Origin of the sequence: Rhodoblastus acidophilus (assembly GCF_900187365.1) — a bacterium.
GTDB lineage: Bacteria > Pseudomonadota > Alphaproteobacteria > Rhizobiales > Beijerinckiaceae > Rhodoblastus > Rhodoblastus acidophilus.
The window spans coordinates 99720-120246 of record NZ_FYDG01000010.1; the positions used below are offsets into that span (position 1 = coordinate 99720).

The window sequence follows — 20527 nt, forward strand, 5'->3', positions numbered from 1 at the left end:
GTCTATTCCTTCGCGCTGGCGAGCGCATTGATGGCCGCCGCCGCCATGGCGCTGCCGCCGCGCCGTCCGCGCACCACGAGATGCGGGGTGTTGGGATATTGGATCAGCGCGTCCTTGGATTCGGCGGCGCCGACAAAGCCAACGGGCATGCCGATGATGCAGGCCGGCATGGGCGCGCCTTCGTCGAGCATTTCCAGCAGGCGGAACAGCGTGGTCGGCGCATTGCCGATGGCGACCACGGAGCCGCCCAGTTTTGCGCGCCACAAATCGGCGGCGACGGCGGACCGCGTGAGGCCGCGCGCCTTCGCCTGCGCCGGAACTGAGGGGTCTGACAGGGTGCAGATGACTTCGTTATTGGCGGGCAACCGGGCGCGGGTGACGCCATGGGCGACCATTTGCGCGTCGCAGAAAATCGGCGCGCCCGCCGCCAGCGCCGCCGCGCCGGCTTCCGCGGCGCCCGGCGCAAAAGCCAGATCCGCCGCGACGTCGGTCATGCCGCAGGCGTGGATGATGCGGACCGCGAGGCGCTCCTCCACGCTAGGGGCGAAGCGTTTCAAATCCGCTTCCGAGCGGATGATGGCGAAGGAGCGATTGTAGATCGCATCGCCTTCGCGGATGTAGTCATAGCTCATTGGATTCACTTTTATTCAGGCGGGCCGCCGAAAGGGCCTGCATTTCACTCAGTCCGGCCGCCACGCTGTTGCGGCGCGTTCGCCAGAATTTTCGCGCCAGCGCGCTGGCAAAACGCTCGGCTATGGCTTGGGCTGCCTGCGGGTTGGATTCGATCAGGAAATCCCGGACCTTGTCGTCGCCGCAGGTGGCGTCGAACAGCAGGTCGAAGTGGCGGTCGGCCACGGCGTTGGTGGTGGCGGCGAAGGCGAACAGATTGTCGACGCTCTCGGCGATTTCCGCCGCGCCGCGAAAACCGTGGCGCATCTGGCCTTCCAGCCAGCGCGGATTGGCGGCGCGGCCGCGCAGGGTGCGCGCCAGTTCTTCCGCCAGCGTGCGCGCCTTCGGCGCCTGCGGATTGGTGGCGTCGAGATGATAGAGGGTCGCCTTGGCCCCGGCGGTTTCGGCGGCGGCGGCGAACCCGCCTTCGTGGTCGGCGAAAACGTCGGCGTCCAACACGTCCTGCCCCGGCAGGTCCTGCACGTGGACGAAGGCGTTGGAGGTTTGCACGCGCTGGCGGAATTCCCCGGTTTTCCGGGCGGCGGCGCCTTCATAGGCGTAGCCGGTGGCCTCGAGATAGGCGGCGCCGAGGTCTTGGCGGCTGGACTCTTCAAACAGAGCGCGGCGGGCGACGCTGGTCCCGTAGACGCCGGGGGCGGCGCCAAACACGCGCGCATGGGAGCTTTCGCGCTTCGCCGCCTGCGCCAGCGGGTTGTCGTCGCCTTCGTCGTCACGCGCGGCGATGGCTTTGGCGGCGGAATCGTAGAGCGCGATCTGCTCGGGGAAAATGTCGCGGAACAGGCCGGAAATGCGCAGGGTGACATCGACGCGCGGGCGTCCCAGCGCGGCGATTTCCACAATCTCGAAACCGGAGACGCGGTTGGAGACGTGGTCCCAGACCGGCTTGGCGCCCATCAAGGCGAGGGCCTGGGCCAGGTCTTCGCCGCCGGTGCGCACGGCGGCGCTTCCCCACAGGTCGAACACCACGCTTTTGGGCCAGTCGCCGTGATCCTGGACGTAACGGGCCAAAAATTCCTGCCCGGCGCGCTGGCCCAATTCCCAGGCGGTGCGGGTCGGCACAGAGCGGGGATCGACCGCGTAGAGGTTGCGTCCCGTGGGCAGCACGTCGATGCGGCCGCGCGCCGGGGCGCCGCCGGGACCGGCTTCGATGCGGCGGCCGGCGAGCGCGGCGACCAGAGCATCCATTTCGGCGCCGGGGCTTTGTCGCAAGCGTTCCAGCGCCTCTGCGGAATCGCCGGAGAGCGTGGCGAGCAGCGCGAGCTTGTCCGTGTCCGCGGCGGCGCCGAAAATATGCAGGCCGTCGCCGACGCGCATTTCCTTCACGTCGCACAGCCAGGCGTCGAGGCGCGTCAGGGCGTCCTCCTCGCTCATGGCCCGGTCGAGGCCGGCTTCTTCCGCCAGCCCCGTGTCATGGGCGCGTTGCAGGATCAGTTCCGCGAGGCGGCGGGCGCGGCGGGCGTCGAGCGACTGCGCCTCGGAATATTCGTCCATCAGCCCTTCAATGTCCTGCGCCGCGCCATGGGCGCCGGCCGTCACCAGCGGCGGCGTGAGATGGCTGAGGACGAGGGCGGCGGTGCGGCGCTTGGCTTGCGCGGCCTCGCCGGGGTTGTTGACGATGAACGGATAGATGACAGGGAGGGCGCCCAGCGCGGCGCGCGGCGCGCAGCTTTCCGACAGCGCGACCGCCTTGCCCGGCAGCCATTCCAGCGTGCCATGGGCGCCGACATGGACCAGCGCGTGGACGCCCAGAAATTCGCGCAGCCAGACATAGAAGGCGACATAGGCGTGGCGCGGCGGCCGCGCGACATCGTGATAATCGTCCTTGCGGGAATCGCGCCGGCCCCGGTCGGGCTGCAGCGCGACCACGCTGTCGCCAAGTCTGAGCGCGGCGAAGCCGAAACGCCCGTCTTGCACGGCGGGGTCTTGCTCGGGCGCGCCCCATTGGGCCGTGATGGAAGCGACAAATTTTTCGGGCGCGTTCGCCAAAAACGCCTTGTAGCGGGCGAGATCGAAAAATTCGGCAGCCGGGCCGGTCAAGCGTTGTGCGAGATCCGCGCCAGTGGGAATATCGCCCAGATGGAACCCTTCGGCGGCGAGGCGCTCCGCGATATTTTGCACGGAGGCGAACGTGTCGAGGCCGACAGCATAGCCGGCGCGGCCGCCCTTGCCGGGATAATCCGACAGCACAAACGCCAGCTTTTTCTGCTGCGCCGGCGTCGCGCGCAGCCGCGCCCAGGCGGCGGCGAGGCGGGCGGCGTAACCAATGTTTTCGGCGTTGGGGCGGCTCAGACGCGGGGCGTATTCGAGGCCGCCGATTTGCGGTTCCGGCGCCTTGAACGACACCGCGCCAGCGAACAGGCGGCCGTCCACTTCCGGCAGCGCGACATTCATCGCCAGATCCGAGGGGGCGAGGCCGCGCGCGGACTCGCGCCATTGCGCCTCGTTGGCGAGGCTGACCGCCACCTGAAACACCGGCGCGTCGCAGGCGTCGAACACGCTGGAGCCATCGTCGAGGCGGGCGGAAAAGGCGGTGGCGTTGAGGATCACGTCGGGCGGATCGGCGGCCAGACGGCGGCGGAGCTGTTCGACGACTTCGGGGTCTTTCAGGCTGGTCGCGAACAGGGCTTCGACGCGAAAATTTTCCGCACGCAGAGCGTCGGCCAAGGCTTCATACGGCTCGACATCGCCTGACATGAACGCCGAGCGATAGAACAGAATGAGCGCATGCGGCGCGTCCGCCGACGCTGGACGGCTGGCGCGCGCGAAAACGCCGAGGCGGGTTTCCGCGCGAGGCTCGGCCACGGCGCAGGGATGGCCGAGGTCGTTGAGGGCGTAACGCAGGACTTGCGCGGCGTTGTCCACGCCGCCGGCCTGGAACCAGTCATAGACCCGGCGCAGATCGGTTGCGCTCGCGGTCGAAACCTCGTCGAGCCGCACATCTTCGCGGGCGTCGCCGGGGACGACGATGAGGCGGGCGCCGTTGGCCCGGACGAGACGCGAAAGCTCCTCGACGCCATAGCGCCAATAATCCAGGCCGCCGAGCAGGCGCACGATCACGAAACGGGCGTGGGCCAAAACTTTTTCGGCGTAGAGATCGACCGAATAGGGGTGGCGCAAATCCGCGAGGCTGGCGAGTCTGAGCGAGAGATTCTGCGTGGCGGCGGCGGTTTCGGGCTGCGCCGCGAGGGTTTCCCACGCCTTGGCCAGCACGTTCAAATCGCTGTCGGTGAAGGACAAGGCGACAATATCCGCGCGCGACTGGTCGAGATCGACGGCTTGCGCCGTCTCATCGAGAGATCGCAGTTCAGCGCGCAGGATGTGCATGAATCAGCCGAGCGCCGCTTGGATGGCGGCGCGATCGACGCCCTTCTGGCCGATCACCACCAGCCGGCCTTTTCGCGGCTCGTCCTTGGTCCAGGCGCGGTCGTAATGCTGGCGGAAACGCGCGCCCACGCCCTGCACCAGCAGGCGCATCGGCTTGCCGGCGACATCGAGAAATCCCTTCATGCGCAGCACGTCATGGCGTCCGGCGACCTCCTCCAGGCGGCGAACGAACAAGTCCGCGTCGGTCAGCGGCGGGACATCGACGATAAACGTGTCGAAATCGTCGTGGTCGTGGCCTTCTTCGGCATCGTGATGCGAGGGACGCGACGCCAGATCGTTCTCGGCGCCGGCTTCGAGGCCCAGCGCGATATCGGGATCGACCCGGCCCTCGGAGGTCGCGATGATTTTCACGCGGGCGTTGGTGGATTCGATGATCCCGGTCACGCGCGCGACTTCGTCGGACGGCAGCAGATCGGTCTTGTTGAGGATGACCAGATCGGCGCAGAGGAGTTGGTCCTCGTAAACTTCTTCGAGCGGATTGTCGTGCTCGACCGACGGATCGGCGGCGCGTTCGGCCGCGACCGCCTCGGCGTCATCGACAAAGCGGCCGTCCGCCACCGCCGCCGCATCCACCACCGCGACCACCCCGTCCACCGTGATGCGGGCGCGCACCTGCGGCCAGTCGAACGCTTTTAATAGCGGCTTGGGCAGGGCGAGGCCCGACGTCTCGATGATAATATGATCAAGCTCCGGCGCGCGCTTGAGCAAAGCTTCGATGGCGGGCAGGAAATCGTCGGCCACGGTGCAGCACAGGCAGCCGTTGGCGAGTTCGACGATGTCCTCCTCGCGGCAGCTTTCGACGCCGCAGGATTTTAAAATCTCGCCGTCCACCCCGACATCGCCGAATTCGTTGATGACCAGGGCGATGCGGCGCTTGCCGGCATGGGCGATGAGGTTGCGGATCAGCGTCGTCTTGCCGGCGCCGAGAAAGCCCGTGATGATGGTGACCGGAATTTTCTGGAACACGCTCGACCTCGCCGTCGGGACGTGGAAGGCGCACGGAGACCGTTCGCCCCGAACGAGACGCCCCGCCCGTTCAGGTGGTATTTCAGGACGGCAGGTCTCCTGGCTCTCGGGTTCATTCGCGCCCACGCCGCCTTCCCGGATCGCTCCAGTGGCTTTCGGCGGGGACTTCCCGATCACAGTTGCGGGGGCAGCTACGGCTTGACCGTATTCCCTTTTAGCCTCGCTTGCGCGAGGACCGTCGTTCCAGCTAGTAGGCTGAGACCTCTCCTTTTGTCAATGTGGCGGAGTTTCATGCAGTCTGAGGCGGAGAAAGCCCGGCATCGGGACAAGATGATCAAGCGCAAGGCGGTTCAGGACGCCGAAGTCGCGTCCAAGACGGTGACTGACAGGGCGCTGCTCATGGTCAACACCGGACCGGGCAAGGGCAAGTCCACCGCCGCCTTCGGCCTCGCGCTGCGCGCGCTGGGACAGGGCTGGAAAATCGGGGTGGTGCAGTTCATCAAGGCGCGGGAGACCGGCGAGCGCCGCATTTTCGAGGGGTTTGGCGACCGCGTGGTCTGGCGCACCATGGGCGAGGGTTTTACCTGGGAGACGCAGGACCGCGACCGCGACGTCGCGGCGGCCCAGGCGGCTTGGGCGGCGGCGCGCGAGATGATGGACGACCCCGACATTCGCCTGCTGGTGCTCGACGAGCTGAATGTCGCCCTGCGCTACGACTATTTGCCAGTGCGGCAGATCGTGGACGAGTTGCAAGCGCGGCGGCCGGACCTGCATGTCGTGATCACCGGGCGCAACGCCAAGCCCGAACTGATCGAGGCCGCCGATCTTGTAACGGAGATGGGCGCGGTGAAGCACCATTTCGCCGCAGGCGTCAAAGCTCAGCCGGGGATCGAGTTTTAGGCTTTTCGTTCCGCGCCGCGCGCAAAAGCGCGGCGGCGCGGAACGGGGCGTGAATGGCCTTGCTCGCCGGCAGGCCGACGAAAAAGCCGACCACCAGACTGAGATGGGCCAGCAGCAGCGGCCCCATCGCCGGGGTGTCGCGCAGCGCCAGCAAGGCGAGGCCGCTCAGGGCGACGAGTTCGAGCGCAATCAGGAAGCTGACATTGAGCTGGCTTTCGCCGGCGTCCGAGGGGGCGCGGTCCATGCGCGCCTCGCCGACCAGCAGGCCGGCGGCGCCGACGACGATCCCGGCGCCGCCGAACAGACCCAGCAGCACCGGCCAACTCGCCAGCGGAAACGGCGGTTGCGCCCCGAAAAAATGCTCGAAACCGGCTGCGACCAGCGTGGCCGCGAAAGCCAGCATCACGCCGCCCGCCATCGCCTGATGAAACCATTTGCGGCGGCGCGAAAACGGCTGAGATTCGTGACAGCCGGGGCCGCCGCCGTCGAGATGGCGCAGGGTGACGATATCGCTTAGCGCGCGCCGCAAGGCCGCGCTCAGCGGAACGGGTTTTGGCCCGGCGGCGATGGCGCGCCAGTAGCGCAAGGTCGAGACGACGAGGCTCAGCCCCGCCCAGACCAGCGCGCCCGTCGCCAGACCGGCCATCCAGCCCCAGGGGATCACGGCGTAGAAAGCGCCCGATCCCGGCGCGAGCGGCGCCCCGGCGACGACCAGAACAACAAAGGTCAACAGAGTCGCCGCGAGCATCGCCCCCGCCCCCAGCCAAGGCTGGACGAAGCCATGGCGCAGGATGCGCGGCCAGACATGATCGGCATAGGTTTGGCGGCGCGCCCGCGACAACGCGGCGGGAGCGTTGACCGCGAAGGGATGCGGCGGGGCGTATTGGCAGGCGTACCAGCAGGCGCGGCAATTGTGGCAGAGATTGGCGAGATGGGCGATGTCGTCGTCGCGGCCGGTCAGCGCCGGAAACACTGGGCACAGGCCGTCGCAATACATGCAGGCGGCGCAAATGTTCAGGATGCGCTCGGTCTCGCTTGGGTCAGACAAGGGCACGGGCCGCCGCCTCCCCCGCGCGCCGTCCGGTGACGGCGGACAGCGTCAGGCCCAGACCGGCCAGATAGGAGCGCGTGAAAAAATTCGGCGCCGTGATCATGCCGGCGGCGAACAGATTCGGCGCGAGGCGCATGTCGGCGTCCACGGCCAGCCCGAAATGCACGAAGGTCAGCCCGGCGCGCATGGGAAAGGCCGCAAAGGGCGCCCGGACGATCGGGCGCGGGGCGTCGAAATTGAAAGCCTCGACGGCGCCCGCCAGCGCGGCGGCGTCGATCTCGAGCGCGGCGGCGAGCGCTTCAAGGCTGGGGCGACGGATCGGCGGCAGGGCGCTGGGCAAGGATCGCGCGACGCCTTCGGCGTCGAGGATCAGGCTGGCCTCGCCTTGCGGGCATTGAGCGATCCTTTGTCCCCATTGGGCGTAATGCGCCTTGCCCGGCGCGGCGCCGATGATCTCCACGCGGCCGCCGTGGCGGTCCACCACCAACCCGTGTGGGATGGCGGTGATCCGGGTGACGATGCCGCCATCGACCTCCGGGCCGCGCCCGTCCACGGCCACCATGTGGCATGAGGCGGGATCGCCGGCCGCGCCGGCGCCGCTTTCGATCAGTTTTTGCATCAGCCGACCGTTAGAATGCGCGCCGCCGCGGATCAACACGCGATCGGCGTTCGGCCCGAAATGGGCGCGGAGCCAGGCAGGATCAGCGCCGGGTCCGCCCGAAGCGACGACGACCGCGCGCGCCGTCACGCGGCACCGCGCAGCCCCGGCCGCGATCTCGACCGCCCACCCGCCCTCCGGCGCCGGGGCGAGGGCGACGATGTCGCTGTCATAGAGCACGCCGACGCCGAGCCGTTCGGCGGTTGCGTAAAGCGCGTTGATCATCGCCTTGCCGCCGCCGAGCAAAAAGGCGGTGCGGCGGGAAAAGGGCAGGACGCCAACGTCCGGCGCCTGCAAGCGGACGCCGCAGCCTTCCAGCCACGCGGCGATCCCGGCGGACTCCGCGATCAGGACGCGGCGCAGGACCGCGTCGCCGCCATCTGAAATGCGCGCCAGATCGGCCTCGAATTCGGCGGGGGGATAGGCGCCGGGCGTATGCCAGAGCGGCGCCTCATGGGCGATGCGGAAATTGCGGGCGTGGCGCGCATGGCCGCCGCGCAGCGCGGGCGGCGCGCTTTCGGCCAGCAGCACGGCGGCGCCGCGCCGGCGCGCTTCAATGGCGGCGCAAAGGCCGGCGAATCCTCCGCCGATCACCAGAACGCCCTCCATGCGCACGTTGTTGGCGATGTCTTCAGGCGCGCTCAACGGCCTTCCCCATCTTCTTCAGACACAGACCTGAAGCTTTGCCACTCCAGATTGTATTCGCATCGCGAAACGGGCAGAGTGCGCGCCGAAAACATTTCCGATTCGTGCGTTTACGAGGCGGCGCCATGGCCGACAACCATACGATCTTCACCCAGCAGGTCACGCGCATTATCGCCGCGCTGCACAAGGCCCATCCCGCGACCGCGCCGATCAAAATTTCGGTGGCGCATGGCGGCGTGCTCGAAGGCGAACCGGAACAGATCGAAATAACGGCCTCCCTGTGCGCCGGCACGATTCGCTGGCTTTACCAGAATGGGATCATCGACGGAGCGATCAACGCCAACGGCTATATGCCCGACGCGCAATTGAGCGCGCGCGGCTACGGCGTCGCCCGCCAACAGGACCGCACCACCGGAACCTATCTCGGCGCGGCGGCCGAGCGCGCCGCGGAAACCAATGACGCCCGCGAACTCGGGATCGTCGGCGAGCGCATCCTCGCGGCGATCCTTTGACTTCGCGTTAGGCGCGGCGCCGGTCAGACATATTTCGACCACCCTCCTTCGGCCCAGGCCTTTGCGAAATAGGCCTTGTGCCGCTCGACGTCCTCCGGCGTGACCAGATGGATCTCCTCCTTGCGCACGGCGACCGGCGCGGCGCGCTGGACCCGTTCCCTGACAGCGGCGACCACTTGCAGGCTGAACGAGCTTTGCTTGCCGCCTTTTAGCTCGAAATACAGCTCGGCGAGGATTTCCGAGTCGATCAGAGCGCCGTGCTTGGTGCGCTTGCTGAGATCGACGCCATAGCGTTTGCACAGGGCGTCGAGCGAATTGGCGGCGCCGGGATGGCGGCTGCGGGCCATGGCCAGCGTATCGACCATGCGGGCGGGATCGAGCGGCGGCTTGCCGAGACGCTTCAGCTCCGAATTGAGAAAGCGGAAGTCGAATTCGGCGTTATGCGCCACCAGCGGCGCGTCGCCGATGAATTCGAGAAAGCCGTCGACCACTTCGGCGAATTTCGGCTTGTCGGCGATGAATTCATTGGTGATGCCGTGCACGTCGATGGCGCCGGCGGGAATCTCGCGCTCGGGATTGATATAGACGTGAAAAAACCGCTCGGTGAGGTGGAAGTCCTCGATCTCGACGGCGGCGATTTCAATGACGCGGTCGCCGTTTTCCGGGCTCAGGCCGGTGGTTTCCGTATCGAAAACAATCTCTTTCATCGTCCAATCGCCCTCGCCCCGCCGCTTCAGCCGAGCCGCCCCGGCCGGTCAATAATCCACGCCGATCAGATACAGCCCCGCCGCCGGCGCCACCTGCCCGCAGCGCGCGCGGTCGCAGGATTTCAACGCGGCGTCGAGGTCGCGCGCCCGCCATTTGCCGGAGCCGACATGCTCCAGCGAGCCGACCATGGAGCGCACCTGCCGGTGCAGGAAGGCGCGGGCCGAGGCATAGACGTGAATCTCGTCGCCCACGCGCGAGACATCGAGCCGGTCCAACGTGCGCACCGGGCTTTCGGCCTGGCAATCGGAGTCGCGGAAGGTGGAGAAATCGTGCCGCCCGACCAAAAACTGCGCCGCGTCGTGCATGGCGTCGGCGTCGAGCCGGCGCTTGACCAGCCAGGCGCGGCCGAAATCATAGGTGAGCGGCGCGCGACGGTTGACGATTCTATACAGGTAATGCCGCCGCGTGGCCGAGAAGCGCGCGTCAAAATCCTCCGCCACCGGCTCGGCCTGCAGAATGGCGACGCGTTCCGGCCGCATCTGCGCGTTCAGCGCCTCGCGCAGCTTGTCGCCGCGCCAATCCTTGACGAGATCGACATGGCCGACCTGGGCGCTGGCGTGAACGCCGGCGTCGGTGCGCCCGGCGCCGCGCAGACCGCCAGGGCCGGGGTCGATCTTTTTCAGGCCGGTCTCGATCACTTCCTGCACGGACATGCCGTTGGACTGGCGCTGCCAGCCCACGTAATCGGTTCCGTCATATTCGATGGTGAGCTTGTAGCGCGGCATCAGGCGAGGCGCGCGCCCGGCGCCAATTTCGCCCCGCGCGCGAACTCCACGCCGCTGACGACGCCCCGGCCGGCGCGCTGCGCCTCGACCAGTTTTAGCGCGCCCGATCCGCAGGCGATGGTCGGCGCCGCGTCGAGAATTTCACCCGGCGCGCCCGACCCTTCCGCCAGCGCAGCGCGCAAGATTTTCACACGCTCCGGTCCCTTGCCGAAATCCGCCTCGAAAAAGGCGCCCGGAAAAGGCGAAAGGCCGCGAATGAGATTGTGCAACTCCGCCGCGGGACGCGAAAAATCGATGCGCGCTTCCGCCTTGTCGATCTTTTTGGCGTAGAGCAAGCCGTCTTCCGCCTGCGCCGCAAAACTCAGGCGGCCCTGCTCCAGCGCCTCCAGCGCCCGGCCGATCAGATCGCCGGCGATCTCCGACAGACGGTCATGCGCCTCGCCCGCCGTCATGTCCGGCGTCAGCGCCAGCTTGCCGGTCATGCCGACGGGGCCGGTGTCGAGGCCCTCCTCCATCCGCATGACCTCGACGCCGGTTTCGGCGTCGCCCGCCATGACCGCGCGCTGGATCGGCGCGGCGCCGCGCCAGCGCGGCAGCAGCGAGGCGTGCAGATTGAGACAGCCGAGCCGGGGCGCCTCCAGCACCGCCTTGGGCAGGATCAGACCATAGGCCACCACCACGGCCACATCGGCGTTGAGGGCGCGGAACGCCTCCACCGTCTCCGGCTCGCGGAAATTTTTCGGCGTGCGCACCTCTATACCGAGCTTCTCGGCGGCGGCGTGAACCGGCGAGGGCGTGAGTTCGAGGCCGCGCCGCCCCGCAGGTTTTGGCGCGCGCGTGTAAACGGCGGCGATCTCGTGACCCCGCCGATGGATTTCCGCCAGCGGCGCCAGAGAAAACTCCGGCGTCCCCATGAAGACGACGCGCATGGCGCCGTCAGACCTTTTCGCGGATTTCCGGCCCGCGCGGGGCGGCCGGTTCGCCCAGCTTGGCGGCCTTGGCGAATTTCTTGACGGCGCGGTCGCGCTTCAGCCGCGACAAATGGTCGATGAACAATTTGCCGTCGAGATGGTCGATCTCGTGCTGCAGGCAGGTGGCGAGCAGGCCGGTCGCCTCGATTTCCTGGCGCACATTGTTGCGGTCGAGGAAACGGACGCGGACTTTGGCCGGGCGCTGCACGTCTTCGTAATAATCGGGCAGCGACAGGCAGCCTTCCTCATAGGTCGAAAGCTCATCCGAACTTTCGACGATTTCCGGATCGGCGACGAACAGCGGCGTCGGCAGCTCGCCCTTCTTGGCGAGATCGATCACCAGAACCCGCTTGGGCACGCCGATCTGAATCGCGGCGAGGCCGATGCCGGGCGCCGCATACATCGTGTCCAGCATGTCGTCCATCAGCGCCCGCACCTCGTCGTCGACAACGCCGACGTTCTGGCTGGTCGCGCGCAGGCGGGGGTCGGGCAGACAGAGAATCGGACGGAGCGCCATGGTCAACCTTTCAAGCTTGCTTCTCAGATAAGAGAGGCGACGCAAGCCGTCAAATGCGTTTACAAGCCTGAGAATTTATGTTCTATCTTTGTTCGGCTTTCAAGCCAATGTTTTGTCCGAGTTGCCGATTCATCCATGAGCGATCCGCCTGTTTTCATGGTCTCGACCTTCCCGGTCACGCCGGTGGAGCTGGCGGCCGCCGCCGCCGGAGTGCTGCTGTTCGTTCTGCTGGCGCTGCTCGCGCGGAGCGGACGCGGCGACCGCGACGCGCAAATGGCGGCGCTGGCGCATTCCCACGCGGAAATGGCCGGGCGCATGCAGACGCTGGCCGAGATTCTGGGCGGCCGGCAACTCGATTTCGCCCGCGTGGTCAGCGAAAAGCTCGACCGTTCGACCCATCGGGTCAACGAGCGGCTGGAGCTTTCCGCCCGCGCCACGCTGGGCAATCTCAGCGCGCTGAACGAGCGCCTCGCCCTGATCGACGCGGCGCAGGCGCGCATGACCCATCTGACCGAGGAGATCGCCGGCTTTCGCGAGGTGCTGTCCAACAAGCAATTGCGCGGCGCCTTCGGGCAGGGCCGGATGGAGGCGATCATCCGCGACGCCCTGCCGCCGAACGCCTACGCCTTTCAATATACGCTCTCCACCGGAGTCCGGCCGGATTGCGCCTTAAAACTGCCCGGCGACGACAAGATTCTGGCGGTGGACGCCAAATTTCCGCTGGAGGCTTTTACTGCGTTGAAGGAGGCGCGCGACGAACCGGCCCGCAAGGCGGCGATGGCGCGAGCGCGCGCCGATGTCTTGAAACACGTCAAGGACATTTCCGACCGCTATTTGCTGCCGGGCGAGACCCAGGACGTCGCCCTGCTGTTCGTGCCCTCGGAATCGCTGTTCGCCGAACTGCATGAGAAATTCGAGGACGTCATTCTGAAGGCACATCGCGCCCGCGTGCTGATCGTCTCGCCCTCGCTGCTGCTGATGGCGGTGCAAGTGCTGCAATCCCTGGTGCGCGACGCCCTGGTGCGCGATCAGGCGCATGTCATCCAGGCGGAGACGCGCCGGCTGGTCGAGGACGTGCTGCGGCTGCGGACGCGGGTGGAAAAGCTCGACGGCCATTTCCGGCAGGCGAACGAGGATATCGCGGCCATTCTCACCTCGACGGAAAAGATCGCCCGCAGCGGCGAACGCATCGACCGGATGGAGTTCCGGGAGGTCGGGCGGCTGGAGGCCGCGCAATAGAAGTATTGGAACAATGCCGAGAATTTTCATCAAGCATATTCGCGTCGCGGACGACGCCATCGACGTTCACGGCCACGTCAACAATCAGGAATACCTGCGCTGGATGGAGGAGGTCGCCACTGAGCACTCCGCCGCTCAGGGATGGCCGATGCAGCGTTACCTTGACACGGGCGCGTCCTGGTACGTGCGCTCGCACCTGATCGAATATCTGCGCCCGGCGAAGCTGCATGACGACATCGCCATCTACACCTGGATCGCCGGACTGTCGGAACGCAAGTCGCCGCGCCGCACGCTGTTTGTCCGCAACGGCGAGCGTCGGCAGATCCTCGCCAAAGCGGAAACCTTGTGGGCGTTCGTCGATCTTGCGACCGGCCGATCCGTGCCGATCCTCGATGACGTGCGCTCCGCCTTCGAGGTGGTCGAGTCCGACGAGGAAGTTTTCAAACTGGCCGGACTGCCCGGTTAAGCCCCGCCGGCCGCCTCACAAATCGATACGGCTCTTCAACGCCGCCGCCAGCGTGCCCTCGTCGAGATAATCCAGTTCGCCGCCAACGGGCACGCCATGGGCGAGCCGGGTGCATTTCACCTTGTAGGGCGACAGGAGTTCGGTGATGTAATGGGCGGTGGTCTGGCCATCCACGGTGGCGTTGACCGCCAGGATCACCTCCTTGACGCCGCCTTCCGCCACGCGGCCGACCAAAGCGCCGATGTTCAGCTCGTCCGGGCCGACGCCGTCGAGCGGCGAAAGGGCGCCGCCCAGCACGTGATAGCGCGCGTTCAACACGCCGGCGCGCTCCAGCGCCCACAAATCTCCGACCGTTTCCACAACCACCAGCGTCGTCCCGTCGCGGCGCGGATCGGCGCAGAGCGAACAGGGATCGCTGGTGTCGATATTGCCGCAGACCGAGCAGGTCACGATCCGGTCGCGCGCCACCCGCATGGCGTCGGCGAGCGGCCCCAACAGCTCCTCGCGCTTGCGAATGAGATGCAGGGCGGCGCGCCGCGCCGAGCGGGGACCCAATCCCGGCAGCCGGGCCAACAATTGAATCAGCCGTTCAATCTCCGGCCCGGCTATGTTCCCCATGTCAGAACGGCAGCTTGAATCCGGGCGGCAGGCCGATGCCGGCGGTGACGGCCTTCATCTTCTCTTCCAGCAGGCCTTCGGCCTTCTGGCGCGCCTCGGTGTGGGCGGCGACGATCAGGTCTTCCAGAATTTCCTTCTCGTCCGCCTTGAGCAGCGACGGGTCGATGGTCACGCTCTTGAGCACGCCCTTGGCGGTGATGACCACGCTCACCATGCCGCCGCCAGCGGCGCCGTCCACGGTGATGTTTTCCAGCTCGGCCTGCATCTCGGCCATCTTGGCCTGCATCGCGCCGGCCTTCTTCATCATGCCCATAATATCCATCACAGGTCCTCTTCTTGCGCCTCATCGGCATAGGTGATTTCGTCGCCGCGCGCTTCCGCGCCCTCGTAAAGCGGGGCGGTCGGGCTGGATTCCTCGTCCTCGCCGCCGCGCACCGCCACGATCACGGCGCCGGGAAAACGCTCCAGCGTGGCGCGCACCAGCGGATGCGCCTGCACCCCGACGCGCCGTTCGTTCTCGCGCGCCTCGGCCTGCTCCTTCAACGTCGGCGCGCCCGGCTGGCTCGACAGCGCCACCAGCCAGCGCGCTCCGGTCCAATCCTGCAATTTGCGGGAGAGCTGCGCCGGCAAGGTCGGCGAGGCGCCGGGGGCCAAGGCGAATTCCAGCCGCCCCTGCTCGAAACGCACGAGGCGCACGTCGCATTCCAGCGCCGTCTTAGTCTGGATATCGCGCTTCTCGGCCGCCAGAGCGACCAGATCGGCGAACTCGCGCAACATGATTTCGGGCGCGGCCTGCGCGACAGGTCCGATCTGGGCGACAGGCCCCGCCTGCGCCGGTCGCGGCGCCGGCGCTACGCGCACGGTCGCCAATTGCGGCGCCGCCCGAAGGGCCGCGCTCGCGCCGCCCGAAGGCCCGGAAGGCCCCCGCGCGGGCTCGCTGGTCGACGCCGACGCCCCGCCGCCCAGACGCCGCAACACATCCTCCGGCGAAGGCAGGTCGGCGGCATAGGCGAGCCGCACCAGCACCATATTGGCGGCGGCGAGCGGACGCGGCGAATCCTTCACCTCGTCAATGCCTTTGAGCAGGATTTGCCAGGCGCGCGACAGCACGGACATCGCCAGCTTTTGCGCGAGTTCCGCGCCCTTTTCGCGCTCGAACTGTCCCGCGGCGATCTCAGCCGTTTTCGCCGAAATCTTCATGCAGGTGACGAAATGGACGAATTCCGCGAGATCGGTCAGGATTTTCGCGGGATCCGCCCCGAAATCATACTGCTCCTTGAGCGTGTCGAGCGCCTCGGCGATGTCGCCGCGCATGACCGCCTCGAACAGAGCGATGGTGCGGCTGCGGTCGGCCAGCCCCAACATGGTCCGCAGCGCTTCCGCCTCGATCGGCGCCCCGGCCCCATGCGCGATGGCCTGATCGAGCAGCGACAGCGCGTCGCGCACCGACCCTTCCGAGGCGCGCGCGATCAGCAGCAGCGCCTCATGGTTGATCTCGACCTTCTCCTTGTCGCAGATCCCGGCGAGATGCCGCAGCATCACTTCGGTGTCGATGCGGCGCAGATCGAAGCGCATGCAGCGCGAGCGCACGGTGACCGGCACCTTGTCGATCTCGGTGGTCGCGAACAGGAATTTTACGTGGGCCGGCGGCTCCTCAAGCGTCTTGAGCAGGCCGTTGAAGGCGCTCTTCGACAGCATGTGCACTTCGTCGATGATGTAGACCTTGTAGCGCGCCATCGCCGGCTGGTAGCGCGAGGAGTCCACGATTTCGCGGATGTCGTCGATCGACGTGTGCGAGGCCGCGTCCATCTCGATCACGTCGACATGGCGGGAGTCCATGATCGCCTGGCAGTGAACGCCAAGCTCGGCCATGTGAATGGTCGGCCGGTCCACCGCCGGGTGGCCGTCGCGGGCGGGCAGCTGGTAATTGAAGGCGCGGGCGAGGATGCGGGCGGTGGTGGTCTTGCCGACGCCGCGCACGCCGGTCAGCATATAGGCCTGATGGATGCGGTCGAGGTCGAAGGCGTTTTTCAACGTCCGCACCATCGGCTCCTGGCCGATCAGATCCTCGAAACGCGACGGCCGGTATTTGCGCGCCAGCACGCGATAAGCGCCGACGGGCCGCCGCTCCTGCGGCGCCGGGAACATTCCGCCATCGCTGTCAGAATTCTGCGCGGACTCGTCCATCTCCAAACCGCCGATACCACGGCGCCAGCGGTCGTCAGGCGCGCAAGAAACAGGTGGGAGGTTGGACAGAGACCCGCCCGGTCTCGTTAGGGCTGCTTCCTTCCGGACCTGACCCGGTTGGCGAGTGGAACGTCCACCGCCAACCTCCCGGCGCTTATTTGGACTATCGCAACGCATTGCGCAAGGGGGGCGCTTGCATCGCGCCGCATGAAGCGTCAAGCTGACGCATCCAAGGATTCGCCATGACCTTCGCCCTCGACCCGCGCCTGGAAGCCGACACCATCCTGCTCGGCGACATGGCGCTGTCTCGCGTGCTGCTGATGAACGACAGCCGCTTTCCCTGGCTGATCCTGGTTCCGCGCCGCGAGGGGCTGGTCGAGATCACGGACATGACGCCGTTCGAGCGTCGCGCCCTGTTCGAGGAGGCCGCGCTGGCGGCGGACCGGCTGAAACTGCTGACGGGCGCGAAAAAAATCAATCTCGGCGCGCTCGGCAATGTCGTGCCGCAACTGCATGTGCATGTGGTCGCCCGATTCGAGGCGGATGCGGCCTGGCCGGGACCGGTCTGGGGCGCGGGCGCGGCGATTCCCTATGACGATCCCCAGCCGATGCTGGACAAACTTCGCCCGGCCCTGACTCCGGGCGTCTAATGAGTCCTTTCGACCAGATGGGGTTCGCCGGCAACCCGCTCGACCGGCTGTCCGAACTGCGCGACGACGCCCCCGCGCTGGCGGCGCTGCGCGACAGTTTTTTTTCGCGCGCCGTCGCTTTCGTTGGCGCGTTGCCGGTGTTGCGATTGAACGGCGCCGGCCTGACCGCGCTGCATGGCCGCGAGAACGTCGAGAGCTTGGCGGCGGGCGAACCGGTCCTGCTGGGCCGCGACGCCGGCGGCCCGATCTACGCCGCCCAACTGCCGGATTCGCTGCTGGCCGAACAGCCCGAGGCCGGCGGCGGCTTCATCGATCCGCGCGAGCTGAAAATCGCTGGCCGACCGGACCTCGTCTTGCGCGATTTGCGCGCGCTTGCGGTGGAAGGCGCGCTGCCGCGCGAGGAAATCGCCATTCTGGCCCAGGCCAAGGCCACGCTACACTGGCACGGCGCGCATCGCTTCTGCCCCCGCTGCGGCGCGGAAACCGCGGTCGCGCAGGCGGGTTGGCGTCGCGATTGCCCCGCCTGCGGCGCGCAGCATTTCCCCCGCACCGATCCCGTCGCCATCGTGCTGGCGACCTCCGGCGACGCCTGCCTGATGGGCCGCCAGAAGCAATTTCCGCCCGGCATGTATTCCTGCCTCGCCGGTTTCGTCGAATCCGGCGAATCGATCGAGGAAGCCGCCCGCCGCGAGGTGCTGGAAGAATCCGGGGTGCGCCTCGGCGCCGTCAGCATATTGGCGTCGCAGCCCTGGCCGTTTCCGTGTTCCCTGATGGTCGGCTGCCGCGCCGAGGCGCTGTCGCGGGACATCGTGATGGACGCGAAGGAGCTTGAGGATTGCCGCTGGTTCAGACGTGATGAAGCGCGCGCCATGATCGAGGGCTGTCACGCTACGAACTTAACGGCGCCAAATCCCATCGCCATCGCCCGCCGCCTGCTCGACCATTGGCTGACGGAAGCCTGATCAGACGCGCAACCGCGCCTGAAGCGCGCCGCGCAAGGCGTTGCCGAGCAAGAATCCCTCGCCGAGATCATCAAGACGCAAGATGCGCTCCCGCGCCGCGCCCCGACCCAGCAGATCGGCGCGCAGCACGCCCGCCAGCAAGCCGCAGGACAGCGGCGGCGTCAACAGCGCGCCCCCGCGCGGCAGGAACAGGTTTGTGCGCGCACCTTCGCAAACCTCGTTGCGTTCGTTGAGGAAGATGACCTCGTCAATGCTGGAATCGGCGGCCTGGGCTTGTTTCAGCGCATCTTCATAAAACGCCCGCCGCGTCGTCTTGTGGCGCAGCAGCGGATTGCGCGAATCCAGCCGGGTCTCCGCGACCGCGACGCGCCAGTCTCTTGGCTCGGACGCCGGGAAAGGCGCGACGGCGACCTCGATGCGGCCGTCGCGCCGCAATTCGAGGCGCACGCGCAGGCGGTCGGCCTTCGGCGCGGCGCAGGCCTCGGCCAGCGCGCCGTCATAAGCCTCGGGGGAAAACGGGAAGCCGAGGTCGCGCGCCGACCCGGCCATGCGGGCGCGATGGCCTTCGGCCAGCCAATAGCCGCCGTCGCGCGTCCACAACAAAGTCTCGATCAGGCCGAAGTCGTCAGGAAGCGGGCTTTCAGCAGACATTCCTCATATTCCTCCCGCGCGCGCGAATCCGCCACAATGGCCGAGCCGACCGGACAGGACAGCGCGCCATCCTCGGCCAGGGTCAGAGTGCGGATGGCGACATTGAAGCGCATGTCGCCGCCCGGCGCGATCACCCCCAGCGCCCCGCAATAAGCGCCGCGCGAAAATCCCTCCTGCTCCGCGATGATTTCCATGGCGCGGATTTTCGGCGCGCCGGTCACCGAGCCGCAGGGAAACAGGCCGGCGAAAATCTCGGGAAAGCCGAGGCCGGGCCGCAACAGCGCCTCGACGCCCGAAGTCATCTGATGCAGCGTCGGAAACGCCTCGACCGAAAACAGGTCGGTCACGCGCACGGAGCCGACCTCTGACAGCCTGCTGAGATCGTTGCGCAGGAGGTCGACAATCATCAGGTTTTCGGCGCGATTCTTCTCGTCCTGCGCCAGCCGCGTCGCCAGGGCGCGATCCTCCGCTGGACTCGCCCCGCGCGGCGCCGTGCCCTTCATCGGCCGCGTCGATATGCGCCGGCCCTCGATGGAAAAGAATTTTTCGGGCGACAGCGACAGGATGGTCGCGCCGCCGAGCGCGACAATGCCGCCGGTCTCGACCGGCTGCCGCAGGCGCAGCGTTTGGTAGAGCGCGCGCGGATCGCCGGCGAATCGGCCGGCGAGCGGAAAGGCCAGATTGACCTGATAGACGTCGCCCGCCGCAATATAGTCGCGGCAGGCCTCGAAGCGGCGGCGATAATCCTCGAACGACCACAGCGGCCGAAGCTCCGCGACCGTCGCGGCGCGCGCGGGCCCGAAAGGCGCAGCAGGCGCGTCGAACAGGCCGAATTGCAGCAGCGGCGCCGGCGCCGCGCCGAGCAGCGGCCGCAGCCGAGGCTCCAGCGCATAGCCACATTCATAGGCGATATAGCCGGCGGCCCAGAGACCGTCTTCGCGCGTCGCCTGCTGCAAAAGGGCGAGGGCGGGCGCGACCTGCTCCGGCGCGAAAACCGTGACGATCTGGCGCGGCGCGACGAAATGCAGGCTCCCGTGGCGACGGTCCTCGATCAGGCAAAAGGGGTCGTTCACATGCGCCATCCCGACCCCTTAACCCGGAAAGGCTTGCAAAAAAAGTCTGGCGAAGCGGCGCGGCGCGGGTGTAGCCAGAGGCGAAGGAGAAATGTCATGGCCCTCGTGCTGTTTTCCGGCGGACAGGATTCCACCACCTGCCTCGCCTGGGCGCTGGAGCGTTTCGACCGCGTGGAGACGCTCGCTTTCGACTATGGCCAGCGCCACCGGATCGAACTGGCGCAACGCCACGAAGTGCGCCGCGCCATCCGCGAGATCAAGCCGCATTGGGCGGAGCGGCTGGGGCAGGACCACATTCTCGACCTGCGCGCGCTCGGCGCCATTTCCGACACCGCGCTCACCAGCGACAAGGAAATCGAACTCACCGAGAAGAACCTGCCCAACACGTTCGTGCCCGGCCGCAACCTGATCTTCCTCACCTTCGCGGCGGCCCTGGCGTACCGGCGCGGCCTGAGCCGCATCGTCGGGGGCATGTGCGAAACCGATTTCTCCGGCTATCCCGATTGCCGCGACGATTCGGTCAAGGCGATGCAGGTGGCGCTGAATGTCGGCATGGAAAGCCGCTTCGTTCTGGAGACGCCGCTGATGTGGATCGACAAGGCGCAGACCTGGGCGCTGGCGCAGGCGCTGGGCGGGGAGGCGCTGGTGGACGCGATCATCGACCACAGCCACACCTGCTATCTCGGCGAGCGCGGCGAGAAACATCCGTGGGGCTATGGCTGCGGCCAATGTCCGGCCTGTGTGTTGCGGGCGCAGGGCTATGAAAAGTGGAAGTCCAGCGCATTTTAGCGAAACTGGACTAGGTCATGAACTCATAAAGAGGATTCCCGAATCAGGGCCGGTCTGATTCAGTTGCCCCAATATGGGAGCATTGCGATGGCTCGGTTTGATTTG

General features: G+C 67.1%; 21 protein-coding genes, 1 other RNA gene and 1 riboswitch. Of the genes, 7 read left to right on the plus strand and 15 right to left on the minus strand.

The window, feature by feature from the left end:
• Positions 1-2: 2 nt before the first annotated feature.
• The 3 genes from CFB24_RS16545 to cobW are packed head-to-tail and all read right to left on the minus strand — an operon-like array spanning position 3 to position 5040.
• The gene (locus CFB24_RS16545; protein WP_088521742.1) at positions 3-632 is read right to left on the minus strand and encodes a precorrin-8X methylmutase; all 630 of its coding nucleotides are present in this window, start codon (positions 630-632) and stop codon (positions 3-5) included.
• Entirely contained in the window at positions 622-4014 is a 3393-nt protein-coding gene (gene cobN / locus CFB24_RS16550; protein WP_088521743.1) for a cobaltochelatase subunit CobN, read from the minus strand. The genes CFB24_RS16545 and cobN overlap by 11 nt, the downstream gene beginning before the upstream one ends.
• Positions 4015-4017: 3 nt before the next feature.
• A complete protein-coding gene (cobW, locus tag CFB24_RS16555; protein ID WP_088521744.1) occupies positions 4018-5040 on the minus strand; it encodes a cobalamin biosynthesis protein CobW in 1023 nt (340 codons plus the stop codon).
• 72 nt (positions 5041-5112) lie between these two features.
• A riboswitch (cobalamin riboswitch) is annotated at positions 5113-5295 on the minus strand.
• A 36-nt stretch (positions 5296-5331) separates the two neighbouring features.
• On the opposite strand from cobW, the gene cobO reads away from it, so the two are divergent.
• Positions 5332-5940 carry a cob(I)yrinic acid a,c-diamide adenosyltransferase gene (cobO, locus tag CFB24_RS16560; RefSeq protein WP_088521745.1) on the plus strand — a complete coding sequence of 203 codons (609 nt, stop codon included), beginning with the start codon at positions 5332-5334 and terminating at the stop codon, positions 5938-5940.
• Here the strand turns inward: cobO and tcuB are convergent.
• Positions 5912-6994, minus strand: a complete 1083-nt coding sequence (gene tcuB / locus CFB24_RS16565) for a tricarballylate utilization 4Fe-4S protein TcuB (RefSeq protein ID WP_088521746.1) — start codon at positions 6992-6994, stop codon at positions 5912-5914. The two genes, cobO and tcuB, sit on opposite strands and share 29 nt — an antisense overlap.
• Complete coding sequence (gene tcuA / locus CFB24_RS16570) at positions 6981-8294, minus strand: FAD-dependent tricarballylate dehydrogenase TcuA (RefSeq protein ID WP_244593208.1); 1314 nt, start codon at positions 8292-8294, stop codon at positions 6981-6983. The genes tcuB and tcuA overlap by 14 nt, the downstream gene beginning before the upstream one ends.
• A gap of 125 nt (positions 8295-8419) precedes the next feature.
• Between tcuA and CFB24_RS16575 the strand changes: the two genes are divergently transcribed.
• The gene (locus CFB24_RS16575; protein ID WP_088521747.1) at positions 8420-8806 is read left to right on the plus strand and encodes a hypothetical protein; all 387 of its coding nucleotides are present in this window, start codon (positions 8420-8422) and stop codon (positions 8804-8806) included.
• A gap of 23 nt (positions 8807-8829) precedes the next feature.
• Here CFB24_RS16575 and dnaQ read toward each other — a convergent pair whose 3' ends face one another.
• The 4 genes from dnaQ to def are packed head-to-tail and all read right to left on the minus strand — an operon-like array spanning position 8830 to position 11787.
• Positions 8830-9513 (minus strand): DNA polymerase III subunit epsilon, encoded by a 684-nt coding sequence (gene dnaQ, locus CFB24_RS16580; RefSeq protein ID WP_088521748.1) that lies wholly within the window; start codon positions 9511-9513, stop codon positions 8830-8832.
• Between the two features lie 48 nt (positions 9514-9561).
• Positions 9562-10299 (minus strand): tRNA pseudouridine(38-40) synthase TruA, encoded by a 738-nt coding sequence (gene truA, locus CFB24_RS16585; protein WP_088521749.1) that lies wholly within the window; start codon positions 10297-10299, stop codon positions 9562-9564.
• A complete protein-coding gene (gene fmt, locus CFB24_RS16590) occupies positions 10299-11228 on the minus strand; it encodes a methionyl-tRNA formyltransferase (RefSeq protein ID WP_088521750.1) in 930 nt (309 codons plus the stop codon). Before fmt ends, truA begins: the two co-directional genes overlap by 1 nt.
• Positions 11229-11235: 7 nt before the next feature.
• The gene (gene def / locus CFB24_RS16595) at positions 11236-11787 is read right to left on the minus strand and encodes a peptide deformylase (RefSeq protein WP_088521751.1); all 552 of its coding nucleotides are present in this window, start codon (positions 11785-11787) and stop codon (positions 11236-11238) included.
• Positions 11788-11922: 135 nt separating this feature from the next.
• On the opposite strand from def, the gene CFB24_RS16600 reads away from it, so the two are divergent.
• Complete coding sequence (locus CFB24_RS16600) at positions 11923-13026, plus strand: DNA recombination protein RmuC (RefSeq protein WP_088521752.1); 1104 nt, start codon at positions 11923-11925, stop codon at positions 13024-13026.
• A 13-nt stretch (positions 13027-13039) separates the two neighbouring features.
• Complete coding sequence (locus CFB24_RS16605; protein ID WP_088521753.1) at positions 13040-13492, plus strand: acyl-CoA thioesterase; 453 nt, start codon at positions 13040-13042, stop codon at positions 13490-13492.
• A gap of 15 nt (positions 13493-13507) precedes the next feature.
• On the opposite strand, the gene recR is transcribed toward CFB24_RS16605, so the two are convergent.
• The 4 genes from recR to ffs form a co-directional block, all read right to left on the minus strand.
• Positions 13508-14110 (minus strand): recombination mediator RecR, encoded by a 603-nt coding sequence (gene recR / locus CFB24_RS16610; RefSeq protein WP_088521754.1) that lies wholly within the window; start codon positions 14108-14110, stop codon positions 13508-13510.
• 1 nt (position 14111) lies between these two features.
• The gene (locus CFB24_RS16615; RefSeq protein ID WP_088521755.1) at positions 14112-14435 is read right to left on the minus strand and encodes a YbaB/EbfC family nucleoid-associated protein; all 324 of its coding nucleotides are present in this window, start codon (positions 14433-14435) and stop codon (positions 14112-14114) included.
• Positions 14432-16297, minus strand: a complete 1866-nt coding sequence (locus CFB24_RS16620; protein ID WP_088521756.1) for a DNA polymerase III subunit gamma/tau — start codon at positions 16295-16297, stop codon at positions 14432-14434. The genes CFB24_RS16615 and CFB24_RS16620 overlap by 4 nt, the downstream gene beginning before the upstream one ends.
• Positions 16298-16349: 52 nt before the next feature.
• Positions 16350-16446: signal recognition particle sRNA small type (gene ffs, locus CFB24_RS16625), an RNA gene on the minus strand.
• Positions 16447-16539: 93 nt separating this feature from the next.
• Here ffs and CFB24_RS16630 point away from each other — a divergent pair.
• Together CFB24_RS16630 and nudC are read left to right on the plus strand one after the other, a co-directional pair.
• Positions 16540-16947, plus strand: coding sequence for an HIT domain-containing protein (locus CFB24_RS16630; RefSeq protein WP_088521757.1), 408 nt, complete (start codon positions 16540-16542; stop codon positions 16945-16947).
• Positions 16947-17909: an NAD(+) diphosphatase gene (nudC, locus tag CFB24_RS16635; protein ID WP_088521758.1), complete on the plus strand. Its 963-nt coding sequence runs from the start codon at positions 16947-16949 to the stop codon at positions 17907-17909. Before CFB24_RS16630 ends, nudC begins: the two co-directional genes overlap by 1 nt.
• Here nudC and CFB24_RS16640 read toward each other — a convergent pair whose 3' ends face one another.
• Together CFB24_RS16640 and CFB24_RS16645 are read right to left on the minus strand one after the other, a co-directional pair.
• Positions 17910-18560, minus strand: a complete 651-nt coding sequence (locus CFB24_RS16640; protein WP_088521759.1) for an aminotransferase class IV — start codon at positions 18558-18560, stop codon at positions 17910-17912.
• The gene (locus CFB24_RS16645; RefSeq protein ID WP_088521760.1) at positions 18521-19642 is read right to left on the minus strand and encodes an aminodeoxychorismate synthase component I; all 1122 of its coding nucleotides are present in this window, start codon (positions 19640-19642) and stop codon (positions 18521-18523) included. The genes CFB24_RS16640 and CFB24_RS16645 overlap by 40 nt, the downstream gene beginning before the upstream one ends.
• A gap of 87 nt (positions 19643-19729) precedes the next feature.
• On the opposite strand from CFB24_RS16645, the gene queC reads away from it, so the two are divergent.
• Complete coding sequence (queC, locus tag CFB24_RS16650; RefSeq protein WP_088521761.1) at positions 19730-20422, plus strand: 7-cyano-7-deazaguanine synthase QueC; 693 nt, start codon at positions 19730-19732, stop codon at positions 20420-20422.
• Positions 20423-20527 lie beyond the last annotated feature (105 nt).

Bases quoted from the DNA above. Each gene is read 5' to 3' on its own strand.
- CFB24_RS16545 (WP_088521742.1), bottom strand. From the start codon at position 632: ATGAGCTATGACTACATCCGCGAAGGCGATGCGATCTACAATCGCTCC.
- cobN (WP_088521743.1), bottom strand. From the start codon at position 4,014: ATGCACATCCTGCGCGCTGAACTGCGATCTCTCGATGAGACGGCGCAA.
- cobO (WP_088521745.1), top strand. From the start codon at position 5,332: ATGCAGTCTGAGGCGGAGAAAGCCCGGCATCGGGACAAGATGATCAAG.
- CFB24_RS16575 (WP_088521747.1), top strand. From the start codon at position 8,420: ATGGCCGACAACCATACGATCTTCACCCAGCAGGTCACGCGCATTATC.
- dnaQ (WP_088521748.1), bottom strand. From the start codon at position 9,513: ATGAAAGAGATTGTTTTCGATACGGAAACCACCGGCCTGAGCCCGGAA.
- truA (WP_088521749.1), bottom strand. From the start codon at position 10,299: ATGCCGCGCTACAAGCTCACCATCGAATATGACGGAACCGATTACGTG.
- fmt (WP_088521750.1), bottom strand. From the start codon at position 11,228: ATGCGCGTCGTCTTCATGGGGACGCCGGAGTTTTCTCTGGCGCCGCTG.
- def (WP_088521751.1), bottom strand. From the start codon at position 11,787: ATGGCGCTCCGTCCGATTCTCTGTCTGCCCGACCCCCGCCTGCGCGCG.
- CFB24_RS16600 (WP_088521752.1), top strand. From the start codon at position 11,923: ATGAGCGATCCGCCTGTTTTCATGGTCTCGACCTTCCCGGTCACGCCG.
- CFB24_RS16605 (WP_088521753.1), top strand. From the start codon at position 13,040: ATGCCGAGAATTTTCATCAAGCATATTCGCGTCGCGGACGACGCCATC.
- recR (WP_088521754.1), bottom strand. From the start codon at position 14,110: ATGGGGAACATAGCCGGGCCGGAGATTGAACGGCTGATTCAATTGTTG.
- CFB24_RS16620 (WP_088521756.1), bottom strand. From the start codon at position 16,297: ATGGACGAGTCCGCGCAGAATTCTGACAGCGATGGCGGAATGTTCCCG.
- CFB24_RS16630 (WP_088521757.1), top strand. From the start codon at position 16,540: ATGACCTTCGCCCTCGACCCGCGCCTGGAAGCCGACACCATCCTGCTC.
- nudC (WP_088521758.1), top strand. From the start codon at position 16,947: ATGAGTCCTTTCGACCAGATGGGGTTCGCCGGCAACCCGCTCGACCGG.
- CFB24_RS16640 (WP_088521759.1), bottom strand. From the start codon at position 18,560: ATGTCTGCTGAAAGCCCGCTTCCTGACGACTTCGGCCTGATCGAGACT.
- CFB24_RS16645 (WP_088521760.1), bottom strand. From the start codon at position 19,642: ATGGCGCATGTGAACGACCCCTTTTGCCTGATCGAGGACCGTCGCCAC.
- queC (WP_088521761.1), top strand. From the start codon at position 19,730: ATGGCCCTCGTGCTGTTTTCCGGCGGACAGGATTCCACCACCTGCCTC.